We start from the raw sequence: 23852 nt of genomic DNA on the forward strand, positions 1-23852 counted from the left end.
CTCAACCCAGCTTGGCGGTACGGCGCTTAAGGTCGCGGTATTGTTGTTTTGGCGCAACGACTTCGCGCGGCCGCTCGATGAACGATCTATGCGACCGCTTGCTGGGCCTCCTACGCTTGGCAGCAAAGGCGGCACTCCACCTGGAAGTCGGCCGTCCAGACTGTCCGGTCACCGCTCTGAGGCAATTTTGGAGTGGGGTGAGGCTCGCTCGCCGAAAAAACTGGCTGCGGCGCCAGAAGAGGTTTTTCGAGCGACGAGGAAGCCTCGACCAACGTGCAGTCGCTCCGCCACCGAACAAACGGTCGTCGTCGGTCAACGAGATCAGCCAGGTGCAAGAAATCAGCGCGAATGGCGGGAGAGGGGGGCGATCACACTGGATACGCTCGACGGCGGCTAGTAAGGCGGGATCTATGGTGGCGGCGCCGACTGCCCATCGAACCTGGCGCATGGATTTGCGGATCGCATCGACGAGGGCGTGGCTGGCGTTCTCCATCAAATGCCAACGGCTGGCGACCTGGTAGCCTGCGGGAGCCCATTGGCCACAGCAAGGGCATAACCGGCGGCAAATCGCTTCCACAGGAGGTGCTTGATCAGATTTTGGCCAAGACGGATGGCGTGCCGTTGTTCGTCGAGGAACTGACTAAGACCGTCCTCGAATCCGGGCTGCTTAGGGAGCAGGGCAACTGCTATGAACTGATAGGTCCGTTGCCGCCGCTGGCGATCCCGACAACGCTCAAGGACTCGCTGATGGCCCGTCTGGACCGGTTGGCACCGGTGAAGGAAGTCGCCCAGATCGCAGCCTGCATTGGGCGCGAGTTCGGACACGACCTTCTGAAAGCAGTAGCTCCGCTCGATGAGGATGCCCTCCAGCTTGCTCTCAATGAACTACTGGAGGCGGAGCTCATATTCCGGGTGCGTGGAATACCGCCGGATATTGGCTACAGCTTCAAACATGCGCTGGTGCAGGACATCGCGCACAAGAGCCTCTTGAGGAGCAAGCGGCAGCAGATCCATGCTGGTATCGCCGCACACCCAGCTCCATGCGAACCCGAGGATTTCGTCGGCTTCTTCCGCTACCCACAGCCCCCCGGCGTCATCTTTAAGCGAGAACAATTGAAATGCCGGCAGATGCGACGCGGCCATCGGTCCGAAGCCGTGACGTTGGGTGAGGTCGTTGATGCTGGCGACGACGAGCCGATCGCTTCTCTCCAGGTCCTCGTCGCGGGCGGGACGGCACAGGATCGGCATTGGACAAGTCCCCGGCGCTTTCACATGAGGTTGGCTCAGGCCAACGGCCGAATGTTCTGGTTGATGCGGAAGAAGTTTTTCGGATCGTACTTCGTCTTGAGCTCCTTGAGGCGCCGGTGGTTGGCTCCATAGGCGGCAGGGACTGGGTCGCCCGCCTCGTCGTCATCCAGGTAGTTCACGTACCGCCCTGAGGCGACGAAGGGCTGCATCTCCGCATAGGTCTCCCGCGCCCAGGCAATGCACGCGTCGGTATCGGTCGCATCCGTCCATTGGGAGAGCACGAGGAAGTTGTAGCCTTCCGCGCGGTGCGGGAAGGCCGTGTCGCCGACCCCGATCCGGGCCGCGGCGCCGTGGACGTGCTCGAGGAGCAGCTGGCCCATCGGGGTCGGGCATCGCGCGAAGCAGCCGATCATCGTATCGATGGAATCGTCGCTCAACCCGGCAAGGAAGCTCGATTTCCAGTAGTTGAAGGCCCCTCGCGGATAGGCGCCATCGAGCATCCCATTGAGTTGGCAGTAGGGCATCGGACCGATTGCATCGAGAGCGGGAGACCCGAATTGCTTGAGGGGCCGCATCGCTTTTTCGCCGGTCTCGAGCGGGCCGCAGTGGCACGTCGCCATGGCCGCCAATTTCGTGCCCGACCCGTCCGGGGCATGAGTGAGGGTTCCGAAGATCGTATGTTCGTCGGGCAGCGATGCCGTGCTGTCGCGAAAGAATCTCAGCAGGTCGCGGGCTCGATCGAACGGGTGGGCGACCAGACCGGCGGTGACCGTGGGACCTACCGGATGGAGCTGATATTCGAGCGAGGTCGCCACGCCGAAATTTCCGCCCCCGCCGCGCACGGCCCAGAACAGGTCGGGTTCTTCGTCCTGGCTGGTCCGCACCACCTTGCCTTCGGCGGTGACGAGTTCGACGGATCGAAGATTGTCGAGGGCGAGGCCATGCTTGCCCATCAACCAGCCCAAGCCACCTCCCAGGGTGAGCCCGGCGATGCCGGTGCTCGAAACAACTCCGCCCGTGACCGCCAGACCGTGCAGTTGCGTTTCCCGGTTGAGCTCGCGCCAGGTGACGCCACCCTGCGCCCGTACCGTGCGGGCTTTGGGATCGACGTGAATTCCTTTCATCGGCGAAAGGTCGATCACCAGTCCGCCGTCGATGGTGGCCCGCCCTGCCACGTTGTGACCGCCGCCACGAACTGCCACTTCGAGGCCCAGCTTGCGCGTGAGGTTGACGGCGTCGATCACGTCGGCGACGCCCCGGCACCTGGCGATCAACGCCGGACGCTTGTCCACCAGGCCGTTGTGGACCCTTCGCGCTTCATCGTAGCCGACGTCCGACGGCTTCAGGAGTTGCCCGGAGAACGTGCCGGAAAGTTCGGCAGCGACGTCGGCGACGGATCGAATTGAGCTCATGGGGGCACTCCTCGTTCGGGCCGCGATATCTTCTTCCGCCCGGCCGCACCGAGCGCAAACTCGAATAATTCAGCCCAAGGTGAACCATTTTCATCTACACTGTGGGAATGAACAAGCTGCCGCCCTTGATCGAGTTGCGCGCCTTCGATGCCGCGGCGCGGCATCTGAGCTTCAGGAAGGCCGCAGCCGAACTCGGCGTGACGCCGACCGCGATCAGCCACCAGATACGGTTGTTGGAGCGTTATTGCGGGCGCGCTCTGTTCCGTCGGAGGCCGCGGCCTCTCACGTTGACCGAGGCCGGCGCCCGTCTCTTTCCGACCATCCGCGACGGCCTCGAAGGATTTGTCGCTGCTTTCGCCGCCGAGAAGCGCGAGGGGGACGCGCAGCCCCTTCGCGTGACGACGACGAACGCCTTCGCGAGCCGCTGGCTTGTGCCGCGGCTGCCGCGCTGGAGGAAGTTGCGCCCCAACGCGCCTCTCGACGTGATCGGCACCGACGGCGTGTTGGACCTCCATGCCGGCGATGCCGACGTCGCCATCCGCTACGCCCGCACGTCGCCGACAGACGGGATCGCCAAGGAGTTCCTGAGCGATTCCTTCTGGCCCGTCTGCAGTCCTGAATTGCTCACTTCGGGCCTGAAGCGCGCCGCCGGCCTGCGCAGACAGGTCCTCGTTCATTGCTGGTGGTCGCCGTCCGATCTCGGGGCGCCGACATGGCAGAGATGGCTCGCCGCCGCGCGAGGCAAGTGGCGCGATGTTCCGGAATTCAAGGACATGGACCACCTGAGCTTCAGGGAGGAGCTGCATGCGATCGAGGCGGTGATTGCCGGGCAGGGCATCGGCATTTTTAGCGACGTGCTCGTGGCGCGCGAACTCGCGGCCGGCACGCTGGTAAGACCGTTTGATTTGTGTCTACCGGGATATCGCTTCTATCTGGTCCACACGCCCGATCATCCACGCGAGAAGACCATCCAAGCCTTCGCGACCTGGTTGCAGTCGGTCGCATGAGCCTTGCTGCTGTCGCGCGGCGCCATCCGTAGCGGGTCGCTTTCTCAGCCACCCGAGCGAAGCGAAGCGGCGATGAAGCTCGCCATCACAGCAGATCGCCCACAGCGGCTTCGTCGGATCTGCCTCGCCGTGGCCTGGCGAGAACTCGCCCGAGGACGGCCGGCACGACAACCCCATAGCAGCAACATAGAAGCGGCCTAGCTGGAGTCCGGCGGGCACTCGGGGCACGTATCTCCGATCGAATCGAGCACCTCGATGATCGCCGCGAGCGGCGCCTCGTCCCGCGAAACGCCGGCCGGCGGATCGACGCGGGCAGCGGCAAGGGCGCGCTCGCGGGCATGCGGGTCGGCCCGGTCCAGCATCCAGCCGTGTGCCTCGCATTCGCGGATGGCGCCGGCCTCCTGCAGCGCGGAGATGGCCCATCCGCGCAGCGTCCGGATAGCGGGCCGCCGTTCCTTCGTCCTCAGCATCTGAGATGGCTCCTGACCGGGACGAATCCTGGCCCCCGGCGCTCGTTCCGGAGCGGTAACACAGGGCTGGGATTCCGATTTGTACGGGCTCGCGGTTTTCCACCTGTTCCGTACTCCCGGCCCCGCCGGTGGTTCGGCGGGACCTGGAGCCGCCGATAGCCCGCTGCGCTGGCGGGCGGTGCCGGTAGTCGCGCCGTCGCCGCTGCGCCAAGGCGGAAAAGATGGGTCTGACATCGCCCCGAGCCGAGATCGCTCGCCGGTGGGGCCAGAACCACCGGGAGGCGGATTGTCAACAGATGTGTCGAGACGCTGCCCGTTCATCGATCGCGCCTCGCCAGATCCGGAACGCCGACGGGCACAAAGTTCGCCCGCGGATCATTGCGGTGCGCGGAGGAGCCAATCGTCGACAGCACGGGCCACATTGCAGAGGTTGCGAGCATGTTAGACGGGCAGCCGACGCCAAAGGTCGTTGCTGGACAGTGTACCGGCCGGCGTGGCTATCTCCATATCGACGACGCGAAATGAGCCGGGCTCGTCATCATACAGGTAGCGAAGGTGCCAGACCGGGCCAAGTTCTGGTGTAACGGCGAAGTCATCTAAGGCAGTCGCGACGTATCGAACGGCATCGCGATGTGCTATCGGCGCGGAGAACATCGTGTCCAGCAGCGTGGCAAGGCTCATACCCTCAAGGAGCATGGTTCGCGCGACTTCGTCTCCGTAGACGAGCCTGAGGGCCGATACGAGGGCCGCGATAGCGTTAGGGTTCTTTAGAGGCACGGCAGATTCGTTTCAGGCCAAAAGCCGGACCATTGACGCAAGGGCGCGCGGACGGCGGTTGCGTGTTTTCGCAGGGCCATGGACGTCCGCTACAACACCTCGGCACGAACCTGAGCCACGCCACGATCCGTAATCCCCAAGCTGCGCGCGGCGGCGAGCGAGAGGTCGAGGACGCGGCCACGGACCCATGGTCCGCGATCGGTGATACGAACCACCACCGACTTACTCGTCTCAAGATCAATGACGCGGACTCTCGTGCCGAACGGCAGACGGCGGTGCGCCGCGGTTAGTAGATTCCGATCAAACGATGAACCGCTCGCTGTCTTCCTTTTCGAATACGAGTAGTAGGAGGCTTTTCCGGAAAAGATTCGATTGAAAGATTGAGCGCCTGAACGATCTTTCAAGGGCTCTTGTCCGTTCGGAGGTTGCGGTTGCGGCTCATCCTCCTTTGTCTGATCGAGTCCTTCAGGAGCGGGCTCTGCGTGAGCCTTTGGAATGATGGACCACCTGTCATTGAATGTTTGGCCGACAGCAGGGGTCGCGTGAAGCCCTGTCCAAGCGGAGACTGTTGCAATCACGATCATTCCAGAAAGCAGACGCATGATCGACCTCACTACAAATCACAAAACAAAAGAACAATGCGAACTCATAAGGCGCGTTCCGGCACGTTCGGGATTGATATGCTGAGAGGTGATTTCATACCGATATTTCTGGAATGTGTTGCAGGCGGAACGTAGACGCAGTGCAGCAAGCAGATAGCCCGCTGCAACGCACCACGTTAATCGGCGAGCAGTCCTAGGGCGAGAGTCTCTGGCGAAGTGAGCGCCAACACCGCGTGTGCGTACAGGCGATGCAATCAGTGGCGTGGATGCGTGGATGTCTTCGCCTGATTGTAAAGACGAAGAGGACATTGAACGGTCCGCGGCAATTTAGCGGGGCGAGATGCCGCGCGGGCCACGTAAGACGATCGCGATGAACAATCGCGGAAGCGGCGAATGGCCCCGTACGCTATCCCGCTTCGCTCGCAGTGGATCGCAAACGGACATAATACCCGCTCGTCAGGTTGATCTGTCGTCGCCGCTCGTGGAGATGCCGAAATCCCGCGCGGCAAGCTCCAGCTCGAGATCGCTAATACGTTCGAAGATGTGAGCAGCGATTTCCTCTAACTCTTCGGCGGTCAGGGATTGAATGCCCCGCAACGCAAGCTCGTCTCTAAGAACTTTCGCCACAATCAATTGGATGGCCATTTGGATTTACAATCCTAAAAGCCGTGATCCAACCGCAGCTGCGGGCGAACGCAAGGGGTCAACGCGCCGGCAGCCGATCGACCATGGCGGCAATGACCCGGGGCGGCAGCGCGATGCCCGACAGCTTCCAGGCTATCCCCTCAAAATACATGCTGATGCTGCCGGCATTTTCGCCCGGGCAAAGTGTGAGCGACAATTCGACAGGCTTGACCGGAGTGATCCGTCCGATAACAGCGAAGATATTTGAAGCATCGAAGTTGGCTAACGACGCCATCGTGCCAAAGCTTATGTTGTCAGCCGCATTGCGAACAGTCCCGCTTCTCACGAGCACAGATTCTCCGGCGATGTGAGCTTGGTGCGAAATCGTCTGCCTTCGATGTGCCGAGCGTGTTTATCGCCATTCGCTCAATTGGTCGACAGGAGGTGCCGCGTCTCCGTCGCGGCGCCTCTAGGATCCATCTTCACGCCTAACCGCGGTGCGACTCTGATCGGCCTCGTGGGAGGACATCAGCACAACATCACGATCTCGCACGCATGGAGCGCATCTGCCTTGATCTGGCGGCGGAGAGCAGCCCGCCTGGCGAGGCCGCTGCGCTGCGGGAAATGGCCGCAAACTACGGTCGCGAGGTTGCGAAACTGACCGTGGGTAGGACCGTAGATTACTTGCGACGCAGACGGAAAAGGCACGCGATTTTAATGAGGTTGACAGGACACCCCTCCAAGCGAACTGCCACCGCATCCGCGACATCGTGAGCGGCGGCGAATCTAATCAGGTTACGGCGTTTCCCGTTACCATTCTCAGGAGATCATGGTCTTCCCGCCGATCGTGCTTGCCGCCGGTTTGATCCTGATCGAGTTCAGAAACGTTGCGGCCGCAATCATGACTAAGATGCCAGCGAGACTCAGCGTGATCTGCATGGCAAGCCTATCCGAGATATCAAGCAGTACCATGTGGCCGGCAAGCGCCAGCAGGACGCCGAGGCAATAGATTGCCAGGGAGTTCTCGCCACAGCGGATCGCCCCACGCATCACCGGAGTCGTAAGCCAACGCCAATCGCGAAGCACGACCCACGCAATCAGAATCGCGAGAGCAACAAAATGCAGCAGCCGCAAGGGAGAGAGATTCGATTTGTCCAGCAGGTAAACCAGCTCCGCCAGCATTTGTGGGACCAGGGGTCTAATGCTCCAACTCAGTGCGATCGTCAGGCCAAAAACCAAATAGAGAATGGCAATTGCAAGCGCCGTGCGCGAGGTCGCCCACGGCCAGAACGTCTTGCCCTCGATGACACACCAGGCACCAAGAACAACCAGCAGCTGCCAAGCCAGCGGATTGAAGAACCAGACATTATTCGGCCATGCCGGGACGGACCAACCGAAGACGTGCACCAGCGCATAAAGCAACAGCGACCCGCCAAGCATTACGTTCGGCATTCGCAGCATCAGCCACAGCAGCGGGGCGAATAGAAGATGATAAATCACGAAGAGCGGCAAGACATCGGAGTTGACTGGGCGGTATTGCAGGATCGCTGCATGCGCGAGCGCCGCGCCCGGCTGTTCCAGCAGAATGCGCGTGTTGCTTTCGTCGGCAATCCTGTCGCCACCGGCGAGGTAAACCATGATGGCGCAAGCGAGAGTGAGCAGCAGAAATGCCGCATAAATGTCCCAGCTTCGCCATAGCGTACGGCTGACCACAGTCGCCCAACCGTCGCACCGACTTGCCTTGCCGTAAGCCAACGCGCAGGTCACACCCGAGAGGAACATGAACACTTCCGCGGTATCGCTAAAACCATAATTCCGCAACGTCAGCCAGCTCCCGATGTTGTTGGGGACATGGTCAAGAAAGATGCACCATAGCGCGATGCCACGGCACGCATCGATGCGCAGGTCCCGGCGAGAGCGCATCGTCTCGCGAGCCGCGGACAGATCGATCGAACTGATCGCCACCATCTCGACGACAGAGCTACGTGGCGGGGCAGGCACCATCATCCTGGTGGCGACGCACCGATAGGGCGGCATTGACGGGCCTTCCATCAACTCTTCGTCGGTAATGACTTCATACGGGCCCGCCGGTAACAGCCGCTCGATACTCGCGATCCGGAATGGATACTTGAAAACCACTGTTTCACGTCGCGATCGGACCGCTGTCATCGTCATTCTCGCACATTGGCTACGGCACGCCGCCGCCATAGCGGCTACGTTCGTTGACGTTTGCTAATGCTGCAAGCCGCAGTCCGCTTTGATCGCGCTCACCGGTCGCAACACGAGCGAGGATTTTCTGTAGGTCGTGAGCATCACAGGTGAGAATGAATCTATCGCATCCTCAAAACTTGTTCTGAAGCTGGCAAGCTCTTCTGGAGAACAGGCAATACGTTGACTACTCATTCTAATGACTTTCTTTATTTGCTCCGTCTTGTCCGTGTGCCTCTCACTGTCGCGCCGCTCAAAAAGAGACCAGTGGCGTCAGTGCAATTGCGGCGGAAGTTACTCGCCACCATCTTCGAGCACGCCGTTGCGAGCGATGGAGCCGGCCGCAATTTGAAGCGAAGAACCAATCGCCCAACAGCATGCGATCAGAATGATCGAACCTTCAGACAGGACCTGATCAACGACAATCATGCTGACAGACAGAAACGCCGCAATCGCGGCAACGAATGTGCCTACCGCACTGAAAATCTCAGCCGCATCGGTGCCGCGGTTCCGCTCTTCCGAGAGTCTCCAAGTCGATCCCTGAGCAGGACGGCTAGGCAGATCGATGCCGATGTAGAAGCTGAAAGCTCCGTAGAGCATCATCAACAAGATGAACCAGCCGCTTCCAAACATTTCGTTTCCTAGGCGCATCAATGCTGCGGCCACGTAAAGGCCGCACGCCCCTCCAACCGCAGCGAGTCCAATCCTTTCAAGGAGATGCGCCGATTTGATGAGAGCAGACGGAGCTGCCCATATGGTAGCCGCGACATAAGTGTACTTTGCCACAGATAATGCATTGGGAACTACATTGCTCATTTTCATGTTGTTCCTCCTTTAACAGGTAGCCGACGGCGCGCGACGGGTCAGCAGACTGCGGGGATGGGTGCACTTCACATCTTTGGAACAGCAACTTTGGAAAGAGTTTGCCGATCAACGGCACTGGCTGCCATTTAAATGGAGGCGGTGACTTCGGTGCGTCGCCGTTTTGGGCAGCTATCAGGCAAGGAATCCGCTTGCCCGCTAAAGGAGTCCTACTCCGCTTCAGGTCCAACGCCTAATGAATAGTGACTGCTAATCGAGGCGGTGTGAAAATTCTGCCGGTGTAACGCCCCCTATCGACGAAACTCTATTCAAGGCATCGCGGCGCGAGTTCGTTCGCTTTGCACCCAGCGGCCGATCCGTAGGCTCGCTGCAATTCCCACGAGCGACATTGCTGCCCCCTTGGCTTGCGGAATGGTTTGAGGCGGCGCCGCCAATGCGTTGAGCTGCACCGGTTGTTAGCCACCGGACTGAAGCAAAAACGGATCCACGGACTGAGCTAATCGGGTCGCCAATTGGGTGGCGGCCGGCGTAGACTGCTGTTCAGCGGGCAGCGAACCGACAGAATAGACCGCCAGACCGGTCCCTGTCGGAAACCTAATCCGGCTGGCACGTGAGGCCGAAGCGCGCAATGCTTCTGTCTCATGAGAGAAGCTTACAGCCTAGTCTGTTCGATGCTGGTCTTATTGTTCCGGTCGCGAGTCTCGTTGGAAGCTGAGATCCTGATCCTTCGTCATCAACTTAACATCCAGCGACGGCACCTGCCGAAGAGAGTGGCCTTCAGTGCCATGGATCGCCTGATCTTTGTTGCGTTGTATCGTTTGGTGCCGAATACCATCAAGGCGCTGACGATTGTGAAGCCGGACACCGTGATCCGTTGGCACCGTGCTGGTTTCAGATTGTATTGGCGCTGGAAATCGCGGCATCGCTGCGGTCGACCGACTGTACCGTTGGAAATTCGCCGGCTGATCCGCGAGATGAGCATCGCCAACCCGTTGTGGGGAGCGCCGAGAATCCATGGAGAGCTTCTCAAGCTCGGCATCGAGATCGGCCAGACCAGCGTCGCCAAATATATGGCGCGGAGGAGGGGCCCTCCCTCGCAGGGATGGAAGACGTTCCTTCGCAACCATGCGGATGGCATTGTCGCAATCGACCTGTTCGTCGTGCCGACAATCTCGTTCCGGCTGCTCTACGGTTTGCTGATCATGGGCCATGGCCGGCGGCAGATCCTGTGGTTTGGGGTGACCGCGCACCCGACGACCGAATGGATCGCCAATCAGCTCACGGAAGCCTGCGGTTGGGAGCAAATCCCTCGTTACTTAGTCAGGGACCGCGATCAAGCCTATGGCGCGATCTTTGTCCGCCGGGTTCGGTCGATCGGCATTCGAGACCGCCCGACGTCTTTCCGCTCACCTTGGCACAACGCCTACGCAGAACGGTTGATCGGCTCAATCCGGAGGGAATGCATTGATCATGTCGTAGTCTTCGGCGAACGCCATCTGCGCCACGTTCTGCTGTCGTACCAAGACTACTACAACGACACGCGCACTCATTTGTCATTGAACAAGGATGCCCCAGTCCCTCGCGGCGTTGAGTGGGCCGGGAATGTCGTCTGCCGCCCGATCTTGGGCGGACTGCACCATCAATATGGCCGGATGTGATTTACGGCAGGCACAGGCGTTGAAAAGCGACGCAGCTGCGGAGAAGTCCAAAGATCAACTTTCGCGAGATTTTCCGGGTCGCTCGATTTTCGACTTTTGCAACAATATCGGCACATTTGAGACATGCCGGCGCAAGGTAACGATGTCTGTTTATAGGAGTAGAGCGGAAGTCGTCGGTACGCGGTCAGCCCGACGCGAATGCCCCAATGTATGGTCCGGCCGCGCGTTGCAAGAGGTTTCGTCAACCTGGCAGATGCGGTCTTGCATCAATGCATCCGGCCTCTGATTGGAGCGTGTTGTGCTCCGGGCCATCATGGATATCAGCGCGCATTCGAGCTAATTAGCGGACAGGCCTCGAAGGGGCCATTCGGGTCACCAGTGTTCGCATGCGCCGGGAAGACCGATCCTCCATCGTCGTCTCATCCTCTCGCAGACCTCGGCGGGGTAAGGGATGTTGGTTACGTCATCGATAGCTCCTCACTTCGCACTGTTCCTTTGTTCGTGCCTGGCGGTCGTTCCTTCGTCCCGGCCTGCGCGCGCAGACGCGCCGCGCGCAAGGGCCGTCAAGGCCGGCCGTCGTGCTGTCCTGACGGCTTGCTCGACCGCTGCCAGGCTGCGCCTTGACGGCCCCGAGCACGGCGCGAGGATCAAGCAGGTCGGGACGCCACCTCATCTGTCTTGACGCACTCGAAGGCGCGCCCCTTGTTGAGAACCGCCCAGGCGATGCGGGCGAGCTTGTTGGCGAGCGCAATCGCCAGCACGTTGTGGTGCAATCGTTTCTTGGCGGCTTCGATCCAAGATTTGAGGCCATAGCGCTCCCAACACTTGACCTTGACCAGCACAACCCACGCGGCTTGCACGAACAGAACGCGCAGGTAGCGATTGCCGCGCCTTGATATCTTGCCGAGGATCGTGCGGTCGCCTGTCGATATCTGCTTCGGCACCAGTCCAAGCCAGGCGCCGAAGTCGCGGCCTTTCGAGAACACGTCTCCAGTGCCGATCGCGGCTACCATCGCGCTCGAGATGATCGGGCCGATGCCCGGGACCGTCATCAGTCGCTCGCAGCCTTTGTCTTGACGAGCCAATGCTTCGATCTCGCTGGAGAGGTCCTCAATGCGCGCGTCCAGTCGGCGCCAGTCTCCTGCCAGGTCCTCGATGATGCGCAACATGCGAGGCGCGAGGACATCGGTGCGCGTCGCGAGGATACCCGGCAACTCGGACCGCAGCGAACGCAGGCCTTGCCGCACGGCGATGCCCCGCTCCAGCAGGAACGCACGGCTCTGATTGATGACGCCGGTACGCTGACCGACCAATCGCTCGCGCACGCGGTGCAGCCCCTGCAGGTCGAGCTGGTCGGCGGTCTTGGTCGCGACGAACTTCATGGTCGGGCGTTGGACAGCCTCGGCGATGGCTTCCGCATCACGGAAGTCATTCTTCTGCCCCTTCGAATAGGGGCGCACGTATTTCGCGGGCATCAGTCGGGCGTCGTGGCCGAGCATTTGGAGCTTGCGACTGAGATGATGCGCGCCGACGCAGGCCTCCATACCGATTAAGCACGCTGGCAGGTTGGCGAGCCGTGCTTCTACCTGGCCGCGTGACCACTTCTGCCGCAGCACGATTGCGCCGCGCTGATCGTGGCCCACGATGTGGAACGAGTTCTTGCCGATATCGATGCCTATCACGGCGATCGCTGAGCTGAGTTTCTGAGACATGGCGTGCTCCTTGTCTTGGGCGCCCCTTGCCAGCTTGTCGTGCTGGCAGGGCCGGAGCACGGCCGGACCATTCCATTAGCGGACGTCCGGTCCGGAAGATCCCGTTCCCGCACAAACTTTGACATGTTCGGGAGATGTTTTCTAAGATTTCTCGTATGTTCCTATGTCCGGGCGGGTACTGGCCTGTTTCCGACCTCAATGGCCTAAGTTGAAATAAGAGCTGGGCATGACAAAGGGAAGCCACTGATGGAAATCAAACGAAGCGGCTCACAGCCTTCAGGTAAAGGACCATCCCAATGGTTCACGGGCGCGGTACGAATCGATCCGCTCCTTAGTCCGCCAGAGCCGTCGCAAGTGATGGCGGCTCTCGTTACCTTTGAACCTGGCGCGCGCACCGTATGGCATACCCACCCCCTAGGACAGACGCTTTTTGTCACCGCCGGGTGCGGCTGGGTTCAACGTGAAGGTGGCCCGATTGAGGAAATCCGAACCGGGGATGTGGTTTGGTTTGCCCCTAACGAGAAGCATTGGCACGGGGCATCCCCTACCAATGGCATGAGCCACATTGCGATTCAGGAGAAGCTCAACGGAAGCCCTGTAACGTGGATGGAACAGGTCACCGAGGAGCAATACCGCAAATAATTAAAGGTTACCGCCCCGAGCCGCTTTCACCGTCTCGTCGGTGACGATCCCTCGCGCGAAGGACAGAAGGGCTGCGCCCTTTGGCCGTCAAGGGAACGGCGACGCCGCGCCCTGTGACGGCCTTAACCCGCTCATTGCCGCAGGGCTAGCCGGGGTGCATGGGCAACCCTCTTTTGAGGAGGGAGCAGGCCCTATCGCAAGATCGGCGAGTGTCACTTCCGGTCTGCCGCCAACACCGGCCACCGATTTCATGCGCACCAAGGCCATCGTGATTTTCCTTCTCTTGTTACGCCATTCATAAACTTCTCTTTTTCCGGCTCGCTCCGTGTGTTGTGTAAGTGTCTGTCCGGGAACATCTTGAATCATCGGAATCATTTGTGATTCAAGGGTGGCGGTCCGATTCGAAGGGGCGCCCATGTGGACGAAGGAGAACCGCGGTCGTTACGACCGAAGCCGGCTACGCTATCCAAGCGATTTGACTGATGAGGAATGGGCGTTGGTGGAGCCGCTGATTGCGCCAGCCAAGCGAGGCGGCAACAAGCGCACGGTCGATGTGCGCGAGGTGATCAATGGCCTGATGTATGTGCTGAGCACCGGTTGCCAATGGCGAGCGATCCCGAAGGACCTGCCGCCACGCAGCACGGTGCACGACTATTTTGACTTGTGGGCTTGGAACGGCACGCTCGATCGCATCCATCACGCGCTCTATGTACAATGTCGAGAATTGGCTAACCGAGAACCCAGCCCGAGCGCCGCCATCATCGACAGTCAAAGCGTCAAGAGCGCGGAAAAAGGGGGGCGTGGATCGACCCGCATGGCTACGATGCGGGCAAGAAGATCAAGGGCAAGAAGCGCCACATCCTAGTCGATACTCAAGGCTTGCTGCTCCACGCCCTCGTGCATTCGGCGGACATCCAGGATCGTGACGGTGGGGTGCTGGTGATGGCCACGCTGTTTGGCCTGCATCCATTCCTGCTGAAGCTCTATGCTGACGGCGGCTATCAGGGGCCGATCTTTCAGTCCGCCGTTCGCAAAATCCTCCGGCAAATCGACGTCGAGATCGTCAAGCGCTCCGATACAGCAAAGAGTTTTGCGATCTTGCCCAAGCGATGGATCGTCGAACGCACCATCGCCTGGCTCAACCGCTGCCGCCGTTTGGCCAAGGATTGGGAGTGCCTCAACCGAAAGGCATTGGCGTTCTTGCGCCTCGCCTCAATCCGCCTCATGCTGCGAAAGCTCTGCCAAAAAACAGCATGATCCCGGACAGACTCTAACATTACAGTTGCCGTTTTGCTTTGAGATGCGCGCGCTGAGCGGCAGCCTGGTGAGCTCTGCGCCAGAATGACCATGCGATGACATGCGCGGGTTGGATCCGCTTTCGAGCAAGCCTGATGGCGATGCGGCGGATTTCCTGGATTGACCAACGGATCAGCGGCGGCGTGGGTGTGCTTTGGCTTTTGCCGGGGGGCGGCGTTTGGTTTTTTTGGGCGGTGGCGGATTGGCGCGATGGCGGATCGCCGCCATCATGGCGAAGGCGAGCATCACCAGGGACACGTGGCGATGCCAGCCATGCCAGGACCTGCTCTCGTTGTGATCGAGCCCGAACTCGTTTTTCGCGGTTTCAAAGCTGTCCTCGATCGCCCATCGATGGCCTTCGACCGCGACCAGCGTTTCAATTGATGTTCCCGCTGGGCACCAGGTGGTGAAGAAGGCGAGATCGCCATCGGCGATATGGCGACGGATCAGCAGACCGCGCGTCCATAAACCATCATTTGCGCTGTTGAACTGCTCGACCTCGAGATCGGCCAGTTCGAGATAACACCAGTCATGCAGCCTCGGTCCTTTGGTTCCGGCTCCCGCCGACAAGCGCTTCCAGTCGGACGGGCGCCGCGTCCGGGCGATGTCTTCGGCCTTGCCGGCGACCGGCTGTCGCTTGCCCCAGGATCGGAAGACATGAGAGCTGCTGACCCCGAGCACATAGCCTTTGCCTGCCCGCCGTAGCTGCTGTTCGATATCGCCAACACCGTAGACCGTGTCACCGGCAACCCACTTGAATGGTACAGACGCGGCTATCGCACGTGCGATCATTCTCGTCGCAAGCTTTGGTTTGGTCGCAAAGCCGACATCGGCAGGCACATATGCGGCTTCCAGACGATCTGGATCGTCAGTCCATTCCTTCGGAAGATACAACGCGCGATCGATGAACGCATGACCATGACGCGAAACGTAGGTAGCGAAGACGCCGATCTGGCAGTTCGTAATCTTCCCTGCCGAACCAGTGTATTGCCGTGCCACTCCGCATGAGGCCTTACCCTGCTTGAGAAAGCCGGTCTCGTCGATCACCAGCACCGCATCGTCATCCGCCAAATGCTCGATGACATAGTCGCGGACGATATCGCGCAGGGCATCAGCGTCCCAATCTCCACGACCCAGAATTGCCTGCTGACGCCATGGGCCAGGATCGCCAGCCGCCTCCGCGCGCATCCAGCCGGTCTTGCGCTGCTCATCTCCGAGCAGACCTTCCAGGAACAAGCCTGCATTCGTCGCCACACGCTCTTGCGTGAACAACGGACGTATCCGTTGCTTGATCTCTCGAAGCGACGCCGCCCACAACGCAAGCGTCTCCTCAACCGACGCGGCCCGCGTCCACGACATTCGAATCATGGTTGCCCATGGATTCAGAAGCCCGCAAACAAAGCAACTGTAATGTTAGTGTCTGTCCGGGAACATCTTGAATCATCGGAATCATTTGTGATTCAAGGGTGGCGGTCCGATTCGAAGGGGCGCCCATGTGGACGAAGGAGAACCGCGGTCGTTACGACCGAAGCCGGCTACGCTATCCAAGCGATTTGACTGATGAGGAATGGGCGTTGGTGGAGCCGCTGATTGCGCCAGCCAAGCGAGGCGGCAACAAGCGCACGGTCGATGTGCGCGAGGTGATCAATGGCCTGATGTATGTGCTGAGCACCGGTTGCCAATGGCGAGCGATCCCGAAGGACCTGCCGCCACGCAGCACGGTGCACGACTATTTTGACTTGTGGGCTTGGAACGGCACGCTCGATCGCATCCATCACGCGCTCTATGTACAATGTCGAGAATTGGCTAACCGAGAACCCAGCCCGAGCGCCGCCATCATCGACAGTCAAAGCGTCAAGAGCGCGGAAAAAGGGGGGCGTGGATCGACCCGCATGGCTACGATGCGGGCAAGAAGATCAAGGGCAAGAAGCGCCACATCCTAGTCGATACTCAAGGCTTGCTGCTCCACGCCCTCGTGCATTCGGCGGACATCCAGGATCGTGACGGTGGGGTGCTGGTGATGGCCACGCTGTTTGGCCTGCATCCATTCCTGCTGAAGCTCTATGCTGACGGCGGCTATCAGGGGCCGATCTTTCAGTCCGCCGTTCGCAAAATCCTCCGGCAAATCGACGTCGAGATAGTCAAGCGCTCCGATACAGCAAAGAGTTTTGCGATCTTGCCCAAGCGATGGATCGTCGAACGCACCATCGCCTGGCTCAACCGCTGCCGCCGTTTGGCCAAGGATTGGGAGTGCCTCAACCGAAAGGCATTGGCGTTCTTGCGCCTCGCCTCAATCCGCCTCATGCTGCGAAAGCTCTGCCAAAAAACAGCATGATCCCGGACAGACTCTAAGAACTTCGTCTCAATACTCAAACCAGCCTTGAAGCGACCGGTTCTTTTCGTCGGTGAAGGGGGAGTAGAGGTGATCGATCGCAACGTCTGGCGGGGAGATCAGCATCGACTTGGCATGGGTGAGCGCATCGAAGCCGTATTTTCCGTAGTAGTGGCCCATCCCGGCGGATCCGGTACCTCCGAACGGCATCGTCTCGACGAACAGATGAACATTCACCAGATTCACGCCGCCTCCACCGTAGGATAGTTGGCCAATGAAGCGGTCGATGGTCTTCTGTTCACGGCTGAAGATGAAGCCGGCAAGCGCTCGCGGTGTCGTCGCCATCCTTGCCATCGCCTCGTCGAAGGACTTGTAGGTCAGGATCGGCAGTATCGGGCCGAAGATCTCGTCCTCCATGATCTTGTCATCCCAGGTGATGGGATAGAGAAGCGTCGGGTCGAGGTAGTGCGCTTCCCGATCCGACTTGCCGCCGGCGACCACCTTAGCGGGATCTATCAGCAATGCCAGCCGGTCCACCGTGCGCGCGTTGATGATGCGCGAGTAGTCGGAATTGGATTTCGGGTCGTTGCCAAACAGTTCGACCAGAGCCTTTTTCGCCTCGGCAACGAAGGCGTCCGCAACGGACTCGTGCACATAGGCGTAGCCCGGCGAGGTACACCATTGGCCGCCCCATGCCATAGCACCCCAAACAATCTTCTTCGCCGCGTCGGGGATGTTCGCGGTCTCGTCCACGACCGCCGGATTCATCCCGCCGAGTTCGAGCAGAACAGGCGTGAGGTTTTCCGCTGCCGCCCGGGCGACGATCTTGCCGACGTAGGTGCTACCGGTGAAGAAAATGAAGTCGAACGATAGCTTCAAGAGTTCAGTGTTCTGCTCCTTACCACCGGCCACTATAGTCACGGCGCCCGAATCGAAATATTTCGGGACAAGGTCGAGCAGCACTCCGGTCGTTGCCGGAAGCGCCTCACTCAGGGTGAGGATGCAGGTGTTGCCGGCCGCGAGCGCCGCTAGCGCCGGGCGGATCAGCAACAGCAAGGGCCCGTTGAACGGGCCAATGATCAGTGCCACGCCATATGGCTCGCGATAGATCATCCCCTTGTGACCGGTCTCAGCGAGGAAGCGCGGGATTGGCGCTTCGATCGGTTTCATCCACCCTCGCAGCTGGCTCTTCTGAACCTCTGTTTCGCCCGCCGACGCCTGGGTCTCGAAGATGTATTCCTGCGAGGCGGTCTTGAAGTCTTTGGCCATCGCCTTCTGGAAACGCTCCTCGTTCTCGCTGATCATCCGGGCCATACGGTCGAGCTGGTCGACACGCCATTCGTACGTACGCGTGACGCCCGTGGCGAACAGCGCCCTCTGCGCATCGAAGATATCCCGGAACTTGTTCATTGGGGTTTCTCCGGACATGCTTACAAAGCGCTCGCCTTGATGGCGTTGATGGAGGTGTTGTCCCAATAGCAATCCAAGCGCGTGATTTTGCCGTCCGCGTTGTAGCGGATGATATAGGCGTGCGCGATGCGATCGGACTTGCCTTTCGTTACAAGACCAGGGACATCCGCCGGCATGGCCCCACCGAGCTGCGCCTGTACTACGATGATGCTTCCTTCGGCCTGGATCATCTCGTCTACTTTGACACCGAAATCCGGCACGGCCCCCAGCAAGCCGCGCCAGATTTGTTCAAGGCCACCCCGGATCGGCATGAGACTCTTCTTGCCATAAGGAAGGTATCGTCCCTGTGCGCCGTCAGCGCAAAGAGCCAGCATGCCGTCGACATCATGAGCGTCATAGGCGGCGAAAAACTTTCTGGTGATCGCCTTCACGTCGTCGTTTTTATTCATTCTCGCCTCCCCTGGGCGTTATTGGTTGCAAAGTGCCGGCTACTCCATGGTCAGAACCATCCGGAACCGTGCCTTGCCGGACATCATCCGCGCGTAGGCTTCCGCGGCGCGTTCAAGCGGCATGGTTTCGATCATGGCGGCGACGTGGCTAAGGACACTGAATTTGAGCGTGGCGTCGCCCGCCTCGGGCGTACCCGTCAGCGCGCCGTCGACACTCAGCTGCTTGAAAAGTAGTTCGAACGCCGACAACTCGATCGGCTCATCGGTGGCCCCGAGCGAAATCATAACGCCGCCACGTCGCAAGCCGCCGAGTGCGGCTGCGACAGCCTTGCCGCCAGAGGCGGTGGCCAGCACCACCTGCGCGCCCCCGCGCTCCTGGAGTGCCCTGGCGACATCCGTCGTATCGCTGTCGATATAGTGATGAGCGCCCAGTTTCTTCGAAAGCTCGGCCCGATCGGCCCCGCGGTTGATTGCGACAACCTCGAACCCCATGCGCCGCGCGTATTGCACGCCGAGGTGGCCCAGTCCGCCGACCCCGAAGACCGCAACCAGATCTCCGGCTCGTGCCGGCGAGTTCCTGAGGGCGCTGAAGGTCGTTAGACCAGCGCATAACAGGGGCGCAGCATCGACCGAGGAGAGATCGTCCGGCACAGCGATCAAGCCGCTTGACTTGGCAATCATCATCTCGGCGTAGCCGCCATCGTGCTGCACCCCCGTGTAGCCCTGGTTGGTGCAGTTCACGAGATCGCCATCGCGGCAGTAGACACAGTATCCGCAGCTGCCGCCGAGGAAGCCGACGCCTACGCGTTGGTCCGGCTTCCAGCCCTGGACGCCTTCTCCGATTGCGTCGATCCGGCCGACCGCTTCGTGGCCGGGCACCCGCGGCCACTCGATCGGCAATATCCCCTCGACCGTCGCGGAATCGGAATGGCACACGCCGCAGGCTTCGACGCGGATGCGGACATGACCGGCAGGCGGATCGAGCAATGGCTTTTCGGTCAACTCCAACTTGCCTGGACTGACCGCCTGCACCGCGCGATAGGTCGCAGCACCCTGCATAATCTTCCTCCTTCATTGTCGTTGCTACCCACGTCCACAGCGGGCTTCCGATTGATGACCTACGCCATCGCCCCGAGGAGACAGGCGGCGCGCTCCTGCATCCGGAGTGCGGTTTTGGCATGCCCCACTCCGCCTACCTGACACTCGTGGAAGTTCGTAAAACTAGGGGATTCGGGGTGCGTGCTCTTGTAAAAACGAAACATCCTTGGTCTGTTCGATTCGAATCGAGCAGGAGCCAAGACTGCGCAATGCTCGGTTGCCCTCTTTCAGAACTTCCGAGTAATTTGCTGCTGTCGCCGCCAGGCGCCTGGCGTGATGCCACGCAGACGCGTATAGGCCTTCGTGAAGTGGCTTTGATCGGCAAAGCCGCAGGCGCATGCAATTTCGGCAAGCGAAAGCCTACGGTCGCGCAATAGTCCATGCGCCTCATCAATCCGATGTTGGAGCAGCCATTGGTGCGGCGACAGACCCGTCGAACGCCGGAACGCGCGAGCGAAATGCCCGGCCGATAGCGAGCATTCCGTCGCGACATCTGCAATCGAAACATCTCCCTGAAGGTTTGCGCTCATGAGCTCTTTGGCGCGCCGTTCCTGCCAAGTGGCGAGACCGCCTCGCGAGGGCGCGGCGACGCTTCTCATGCCTCCATACGCTTGGGCGATGTGAGTGCCCAAAGCCAGGCTGATATGGTCCGCAAAGAGCTGGGACACCTGGTCGGGGTTGTCGAACGCCGGCAAAAGCAGTCGCGTAAGTTCTCCTACGACGTGGTCCATGACGCCCACGCCCGGAGTGAACTTCAGATCGGAGATCCTCGGGGCGCTGGCGTCGTCCGCGATCGCATCCAGAGTCTTTCGCGGCAGATGAAAGTTCACGGAGTCAAGAGGGTCGTGGAAATAGAACCGTGGGCCTTGGCGCAAGTCATGAAACACGACGCCGCCCGCATGGAGCGGCTCGGTCTTTATCGGCCTACCGTCCAACCAAAGTTCGCGGGAATTTTTTCCGTGTATCTGTATGACGATCATATAGGCGTCGTCGCGAGGCGACGGGTTGGTCACGGTGTCAAAAGGCATGTCGAGTTGGCAACGGGTCGCCGCCAGGGAGTTCTTTTGAATAGTCTTGATGAGTGGAGTGTGCTCGTCGGACAGCCGCAATATATGCTGCATCCGCCTGTTGAAGATGTCTCGCTTTGCCATGACAAACTCTCGGTCAACTATCTGGCGTTCGTCAAACTCGCATCAATCCGAATTTGGTTGCGCCCACGCCCTAATCTGAATATTCCCAGAAATCGTCTGGAATAGAGCTTCCCATGGCAGCCCGCATGGCATCCCGAAAAAGCCTCGCTGCGGGCATTGGACGAAAAGCTATCGTGCGATCGACGATCAATCCCTCGTCGTTTTCTTCGATAAGATCGAAGCTTTCCAGCTCGTGACCCTGAATTTTTCCCTTCCATCTCAGCAGGGTTCTTCGGTCGTCTAGCTTCCATTCACCCGTATAGGCACCCTCCCGTAGCGTCGTCGAGGTCGCGAAAATCTTCGCAACTACCGCGCGGCCTTCTGCTGTTCGTATCAACACGGGGCTATGAAAAACAACATTTGGAGCGAGAAGCTTTTCGTAGTCAGCAACAGTGGCGTGGCCCGACTCACGCAGTTTTCGAATTGCATGCATGGTGGATGGCTCCTTGGATGGCTGCAACCCTATGCTTTTCTTGCTGATATTTGGCGAGTATAGCGGCAACGCCGCCCGCTTGAAAGCGGTGCGAGCCGCGCCGCTCCGGCCCCGCAGCCTGACGAAATCGCTCGAAGCCTTCCGCGTTTCGGAAGGACACCTCTCAGTTTTCCCGTCTGTTGAACGGACGGTTTTCACTCCACCTTCCAGCCAACGGCGCCGCCCGAGCGCGGCAACTTACAGATGGAGGCGAATATGGGTGAGGTTATCCGGTTTGTTCCAAAGGCCGAACGCGAACGGCTCCGCCTGATTCAAGAAGCCCGAGCGATCTATGACAGCGTTTTCCCGCCTGAAGACATCGGTGGGCGAAGCGACGGGGCATCAACCATAGATGCTCGTCGTGGCGATATCCGCCCCTAAGACGCAACACCGCAGCGCGTACCAGCATCTATTCAATTCGAACCGATCCCAAGGAGGTCACCATGTCAATCCGGAGCATTCTTTTCACGACTGCATTCCTCATGGCTGCCCTCGGTACAGCCCACGCCGAAAGCCTGCGTCCGATCCAAGCCAAGAGCATCGATCTCGGCGATGTATCGGGCGTCGCTTACTACACAATCGAGCGCGACGGTTTTCATGTCGTCACGACCCTGGCCCAGGGCGAGGCGGGAACGCCGATCCGCGTTGTGTCAGTTCTTGCACCTGGCCAGCACGTGGTGCTGTCGACCACAAGCCGGACGGGCGGGCTTGAAATCAGCCGGCAAGGCGATCGCGTACTCGTCCGCAACGCGAGTTCCGCCGTCGACTGAAGTTTGATTGGTCAGTGCATTCTGCCAGGCGCGCGATATCGCTGAGCACGGAGCAGATTGCGGCTTTCGCTGCATCACTTAGAGGCCGCCAACTGAGGCGGCCTCTTATTTGTCGATGCGAATTCCATGTCGCCTGTTGGCGCAAAGCGGTCGGCCCCGTGCGGCCTGACTTGGGGTTACGCTCACGCCGCCAGCTCCGCACGCGCGTTTCGTCGGATCACCTGCGGCGGCTGTCCAAAGGCACGCAAGAACGCGCGGCGCATGCGGTAGCGATCGGCAAAACCCGTTTGCTGGGCGATGACGTCGATCGAATGGCGGCTCTGCTCCATCATCAGGCGGGCGGTCTCGACGCGAAGGTTCTCGACCGCCTTGGCTGGCGACTGGCCGGTCTCGGCGCGGAACGCACGGCTGAACTGACGCGGGCTCAGATGCGCCGCGCTGGCAAGCTGTTTAACCGTCAGCTTCGAGGTGAGATTGCGCTTTGCATAGGCCAGCGCGCTCTGGATACGGTCGGATTTGGGCTCCAGCTCCAGCAGTGCAGAGAACTGCGACTGACCGCCGGCGCGGCGGTGATAAACCACCAATTGTCTCGCCACAGACCGGGCGACGTCCGCACCCAGATCCTGTTCGATCATCGCTAGTGCGAGGTCGATGCCCGCAGTCATCCCAGCCGAAGTCCACACCGGGCCATCGGTGATGAAAATGCGATCTTCCTCCACCTTCACCTTTGGAAACCGGGCCTGCAATTCTCGCGCGCGGTGCCAATGCGTCGTCGCGCGACGGCCGTCCAGCAAACCTGCTTCCGCCAGCACGAACGCGCCGGTGCACGTCGAAGCTACTCGCCGCGATCGCCGCAAACCCCGGCGCAGAAACTTGATCACGCCTAGTGTCAAGGCTCCAGCCACGGCGCTGCCGCCGACCATCAGGGTGTCGAAATTCCTGTTGTCGAACGGCTCGGTCGCAACGCTGATGCCGACCGAGCTGCGGATCGACCCGCCGGTTTCCGACAGCAGATGCACGTGATAGGCCGGCTCGCCGATCTCCCAGTTTGCGAGCTCGAAGACCGAGAGCGAACTCACACTCAGCATCTGAAAGCCCGGCAAAACGATGAAACCGATGCGCTGCATGGTCCGTCCCACATGTCCTAAAACGTCACATATATGACATTTGAGACGAGCGTCGGCAAGCCTAGATCTCCCACACAGAGTCAGGCATCCCCAGTCAGCCGGAGCAACAACATGACAAGCTTTGCAAAGACAGCCGGTCTCGCCGGCATCCTGGTCGCAATCTTCGCGACCGCTAACCCTGAACTAAGGGCCGCTCAGCCTGATCGCGCGGTACGCGAAGGCCACGCCGTGACGACCGACCTGGGCGCGAACGCTGCAGCCGTCACCTATTGGGTGAGCGGATCCGATGGCTGGCACGTCGTGACCACCGTCGACACCGTGATCGCGCAGAATGGCGATGCCGAAAAGCACGCCGTGGTGCGTTTCTCGTCGGTGCTTCTGCCCGGCCAGTTCCAGTTGATCTCCGTTCCCCTTGCCATCGGCGAGCGGCAGCACGTGCTGCGCATCCGCCGGCATGGCGACCAGGTCGAGGTTGCGCGGGTCGGCGGCCCTGTATGACGGCAAGCCGTAAATCACTCAGCCAAGA

At 60.2% G+C, this 23852-nt stretch carries 23 protein-coding genes and 3 pseudogenes; 9 read left to right on the plus strand and 17 right to left on the minus strand.

All coding sequences use genetic code 11. The features are described 5' to 3' along the window. Nucleotides 1–367: 367 nt before the first annotated feature. A pseudogene (locus IVB18_RS50255) lies at nt 368–558 on the minus strand (ISL3 family transposase); the annotation flags it as partial. A 39-nt stretch (nt 559–597) separates the two neighbouring features. On the opposite strand from IVB18_RS50255, the gene IVB18_RS52100 reads away from it, so the two are divergent. After that, on the plus strand, nt 598–1380 hold the full coding sequence (locus tag IVB18_RS52100; protein ID WP_346732700.1) for a hypothetical protein: 783 nt from the start codon (nt 598–600) through the stop codon (nt 1378–1380). On the opposite strand, the gene IVB18_RS50265 is transcribed toward IVB18_RS52100, so the two are convergent. Then, a complete protein-coding gene (locus IVB18_RS50265; RefSeq protein WP_247992192.1) occupies nt 1284–2660 on the minus strand; it encodes an FAD-binding oxidoreductase in 1377 nt (458 codons plus the stop codon). The genes IVB18_RS52100 and IVB18_RS50265 overlap by 97 nt on opposite strands. A gap of 107 nt (nt 2661–2767) precedes the next feature. Between IVB18_RS50265 and IVB18_RS50270 the strand changes: the two genes are divergently transcribed. Further along, nucleotides 2768–3667 (plus strand): LysR substrate-binding domain-containing protein, encoded by a 900-nt coding sequence (locus IVB18_RS50270; protein ID WP_247992193.1) that lies wholly within the window; start codon nt 2768–2770, stop codon nt 3665–3667. 197 nt (nt 3668–3864) lie between these two features. Here IVB18_RS50270 and IVB18_RS50275 read toward each other — a convergent pair whose 3' ends face one another. The 7 genes from IVB18_RS50275 to IVB18_RS50305 form a co-directional block, all read right to left on the minus strand. Then, complete coding sequence (locus IVB18_RS50275) at nt 3865–4137, minus strand: hypothetical protein (RefSeq protein WP_247992194.1); 273 nt, start codon at nt 4135–4137, stop codon at nt 3865–3867. 441 nt (nt 4138–4578) lie between these two features. Further along, nucleotides 4579–4914, minus strand: coding sequence for a hypothetical protein (locus IVB18_RS50280; protein ID WP_247992195.1), 336 nt, complete (start codon nt 4912–4914; stop codon nt 4579–4581). An 89-nt stretch (nt 4915–5003) separates the two neighbouring features. Then, nucleotides 5004–5516: a septal ring lytic transglycosylase RlpA family protein gene (locus tag IVB18_RS50285; protein WP_247992196.1), complete on the minus strand. Its 513-nt coding sequence runs from the start codon at nt 5514–5516 to the stop codon at nt 5004–5006. Nucleotides 5517–5972: 456 nt separating this feature from the next. After that, nucleotides 5973–6161: a hypothetical protein gene (locus IVB18_RS50290; RefSeq protein ID WP_247992197.1), complete on the minus strand. Its 189-nt coding sequence runs from the start codon at nt 6159–6161 to the stop codon at nt 5973–5975. Nucleotides 6162–6219: 58 nt separating this feature from the next. Then, nucleotides 6220–6435 carry a hypothetical protein gene (locus IVB18_RS50295; protein WP_247992198.1) on the minus strand — a complete coding sequence of 72 codons (216 nt, stop codon included), beginning with the start codon at nt 6433–6435 and terminating at the stop codon, nt 6220–6222. Between the two features lie 524 nt (nt 6436–6959). Then, the gene (locus IVB18_RS50300; protein ID WP_247992264.1) at nt 6960–8108 is read right to left on the minus strand and encodes an OpgC domain-containing protein; all 1149 of its coding nucleotides are present in this window, start codon (nt 8106–8108) and stop codon (nt 6960–6962) included. Between the two features lie 534 nt (nt 8109–8642). After that, complete coding sequence (locus IVB18_RS50305) at nt 8643–9170, minus strand: hypothetical protein (RefSeq protein WP_247992199.1); 528 nt, start codon at nt 9168–9170, stop codon at nt 8643–8645. A gap of 704 nt (nt 9171–9874) precedes the next feature. On the opposite strand from IVB18_RS50305, the gene IVB18_RS50310 reads away from it, so the two are divergent. After that, a complete protein-coding gene (locus IVB18_RS50310; RefSeq protein WP_247992200.1) occupies nt 9875–10828 on the plus strand; it encodes an integrase core domain-containing protein in 954 nt (317 codons plus the stop codon). 647 nt (nt 10829–11475) lie between these two features. On the opposite strand, the gene IVB18_RS50315 is transcribed toward IVB18_RS50310, so the two are convergent. Further along, nucleotides 11476–12540: an IS110 family transposase gene (locus IVB18_RS50315; protein WP_247992201.1), complete on the minus strand. Its 1065-nt coding sequence runs from the start codon at nt 12538–12540 to the stop codon at nt 11476–11478. 246 nt (nt 12541–12786) lie between these two features. Here IVB18_RS50315 and IVB18_RS50320 point away from each other — a divergent pair, with 246 nt between their 5' ends. Both IVB18_RS50320 and IVB18_RS50325 read left to right on the plus strand, forming a co-directional pair. Continuing rightward, on the plus strand, nt 12787–13182 hold the full coding sequence (locus IVB18_RS50320; protein WP_247992202.1) for a cupin domain-containing protein: 396 nt from the start codon (nt 12787–12789) through the stop codon (nt 13180–13182). A 415-nt stretch (nt 13183–13597) separates the two neighbouring features. Then, nucleotides 13598–14439, plus strand: a pseudogene (locus IVB18_RS50325) (IS5 family transposase). A gap of 171 nt (nt 14440–14610) precedes the next feature. Here IVB18_RS50325 and IVB18_RS50330 read toward each other — a convergent pair. Then, entirely contained in the window at nt 14611–15846 is a 1236-nt protein-coding gene (locus IVB18_RS50330) for an IS701 family transposase (protein ID WP_247983558.1), read from the minus strand. Between the two features lie 125 nt (nt 15847–15971). On the opposite strand from IVB18_RS50330, the pseudogene IVB18_RS50335 reads away from it, so the two are divergent. Then, nucleotides 15972–16813 (plus strand): annotated as a pseudogene (locus IVB18_RS50335) (IS5 family transposase). Between the two features lie 27 nt (nt 16814–16840). Here IVB18_RS50335 and IVB18_RS50340 read toward each other — a convergent pair. From IVB18_RS50340 to IVB18_RS50360, 5 genes are all read right to left on the minus strand, one after another. After that, entirely contained in the window at nt 16841–18292 is a 1452-nt protein-coding gene (locus IVB18_RS50340) for an aldehyde dehydrogenase family protein (protein WP_247992203.1), read from the minus strand. After that, entirely contained in the window at nt 18241–18669 is a 429-nt protein-coding gene (locus IVB18_RS50345) for a nuclear transport factor 2 family protein (RefSeq protein WP_247992204.1), read from the minus strand. Before IVB18_RS50345 ends, IVB18_RS50340 begins: the two co-directional genes overlap by 52 nt. Before the next feature lie 39 nt (nt 18670–18708). Continuing rightward, entirely contained in the window at nt 18709–19728 is a 1020-nt protein-coding gene (locus IVB18_RS50350) for an alcohol dehydrogenase catalytic domain-containing protein (RefSeq protein ID WP_247992205.1), read from the minus strand. Between the two features lie 266 nt (nt 19729–19994). Next, nucleotides 19995–20918 carry an AraC family transcriptional regulator gene (locus tag IVB18_RS50355; RefSeq protein ID WP_247992206.1) on the minus strand — a complete coding sequence of 308 codons (924 nt, stop codon included), beginning with the start codon at nt 20916–20918 and terminating at the stop codon, nt 19995–19997. Between the two features lie 70 nt (nt 20919–20988). Beyond that, nucleotides 20989–21390, minus strand: a complete 402-nt coding sequence (locus tag IVB18_RS50360) for a hypothetical protein (RefSeq protein ID WP_247992207.1) — start codon at nt 21388–21390, stop codon at nt 20989–20991. A gap of 255 nt (nt 21391–21645) precedes the next feature. Between IVB18_RS50360 and IVB18_RS50365 the strand changes: the two genes are divergently transcribed. Beyond that, a complete protein-coding gene (locus tag IVB18_RS50365; protein WP_247992208.1) occupies nt 21646–21810 on the plus strand; it encodes a hypothetical protein in 165 nt (54 codons plus the stop codon). Between the two features lie 62 nt (nt 21811–21872). Then, the gene (locus tag IVB18_RS50370; protein WP_247992209.1) at nt 21873–22199 is read left to right on the plus strand and encodes a hypothetical protein; all 327 of its coding nucleotides are present in this window, start codon (nt 21873–21875) and stop codon (nt 22197–22199) included. A 182-nt stretch (nt 22200–22381) separates the two neighbouring features. On the opposite strand, the gene IVB18_RS50375 is transcribed toward IVB18_RS50370, so the two are convergent. Beyond that, complete coding sequence (locus IVB18_RS50375) at nt 22382–23326, minus strand: GlxA family transcriptional regulator (RefSeq protein WP_247992210.1); 945 nt, start codon at nt 23324–23326, stop codon at nt 22382–22384. Between the two features lie 111 nt (nt 23327–23437). On the opposite strand from IVB18_RS50375, the gene IVB18_RS50380 reads away from it, so the two are divergent. Beyond that, nucleotides 23438–23824 carry a hypothetical protein gene (locus IVB18_RS50380; RefSeq protein WP_247992211.1) on the plus strand — a complete coding sequence of 129 codons (387 nt, stop codon included), beginning with the start codon at nt 23438–23440 and terminating at the stop codon, nt 23822–23824. Nucleotides 23825–23852 lie beyond the last annotated feature (28 nt).

It is taken from the genome of Bradyrhizobium sp. 186 (assembly GCF_023101685.1).
GTDB lineage: Bacteria > Pseudomonadota > Alphaproteobacteria > Rhizobiales > Xanthobacteraceae > Bradyrhizobium.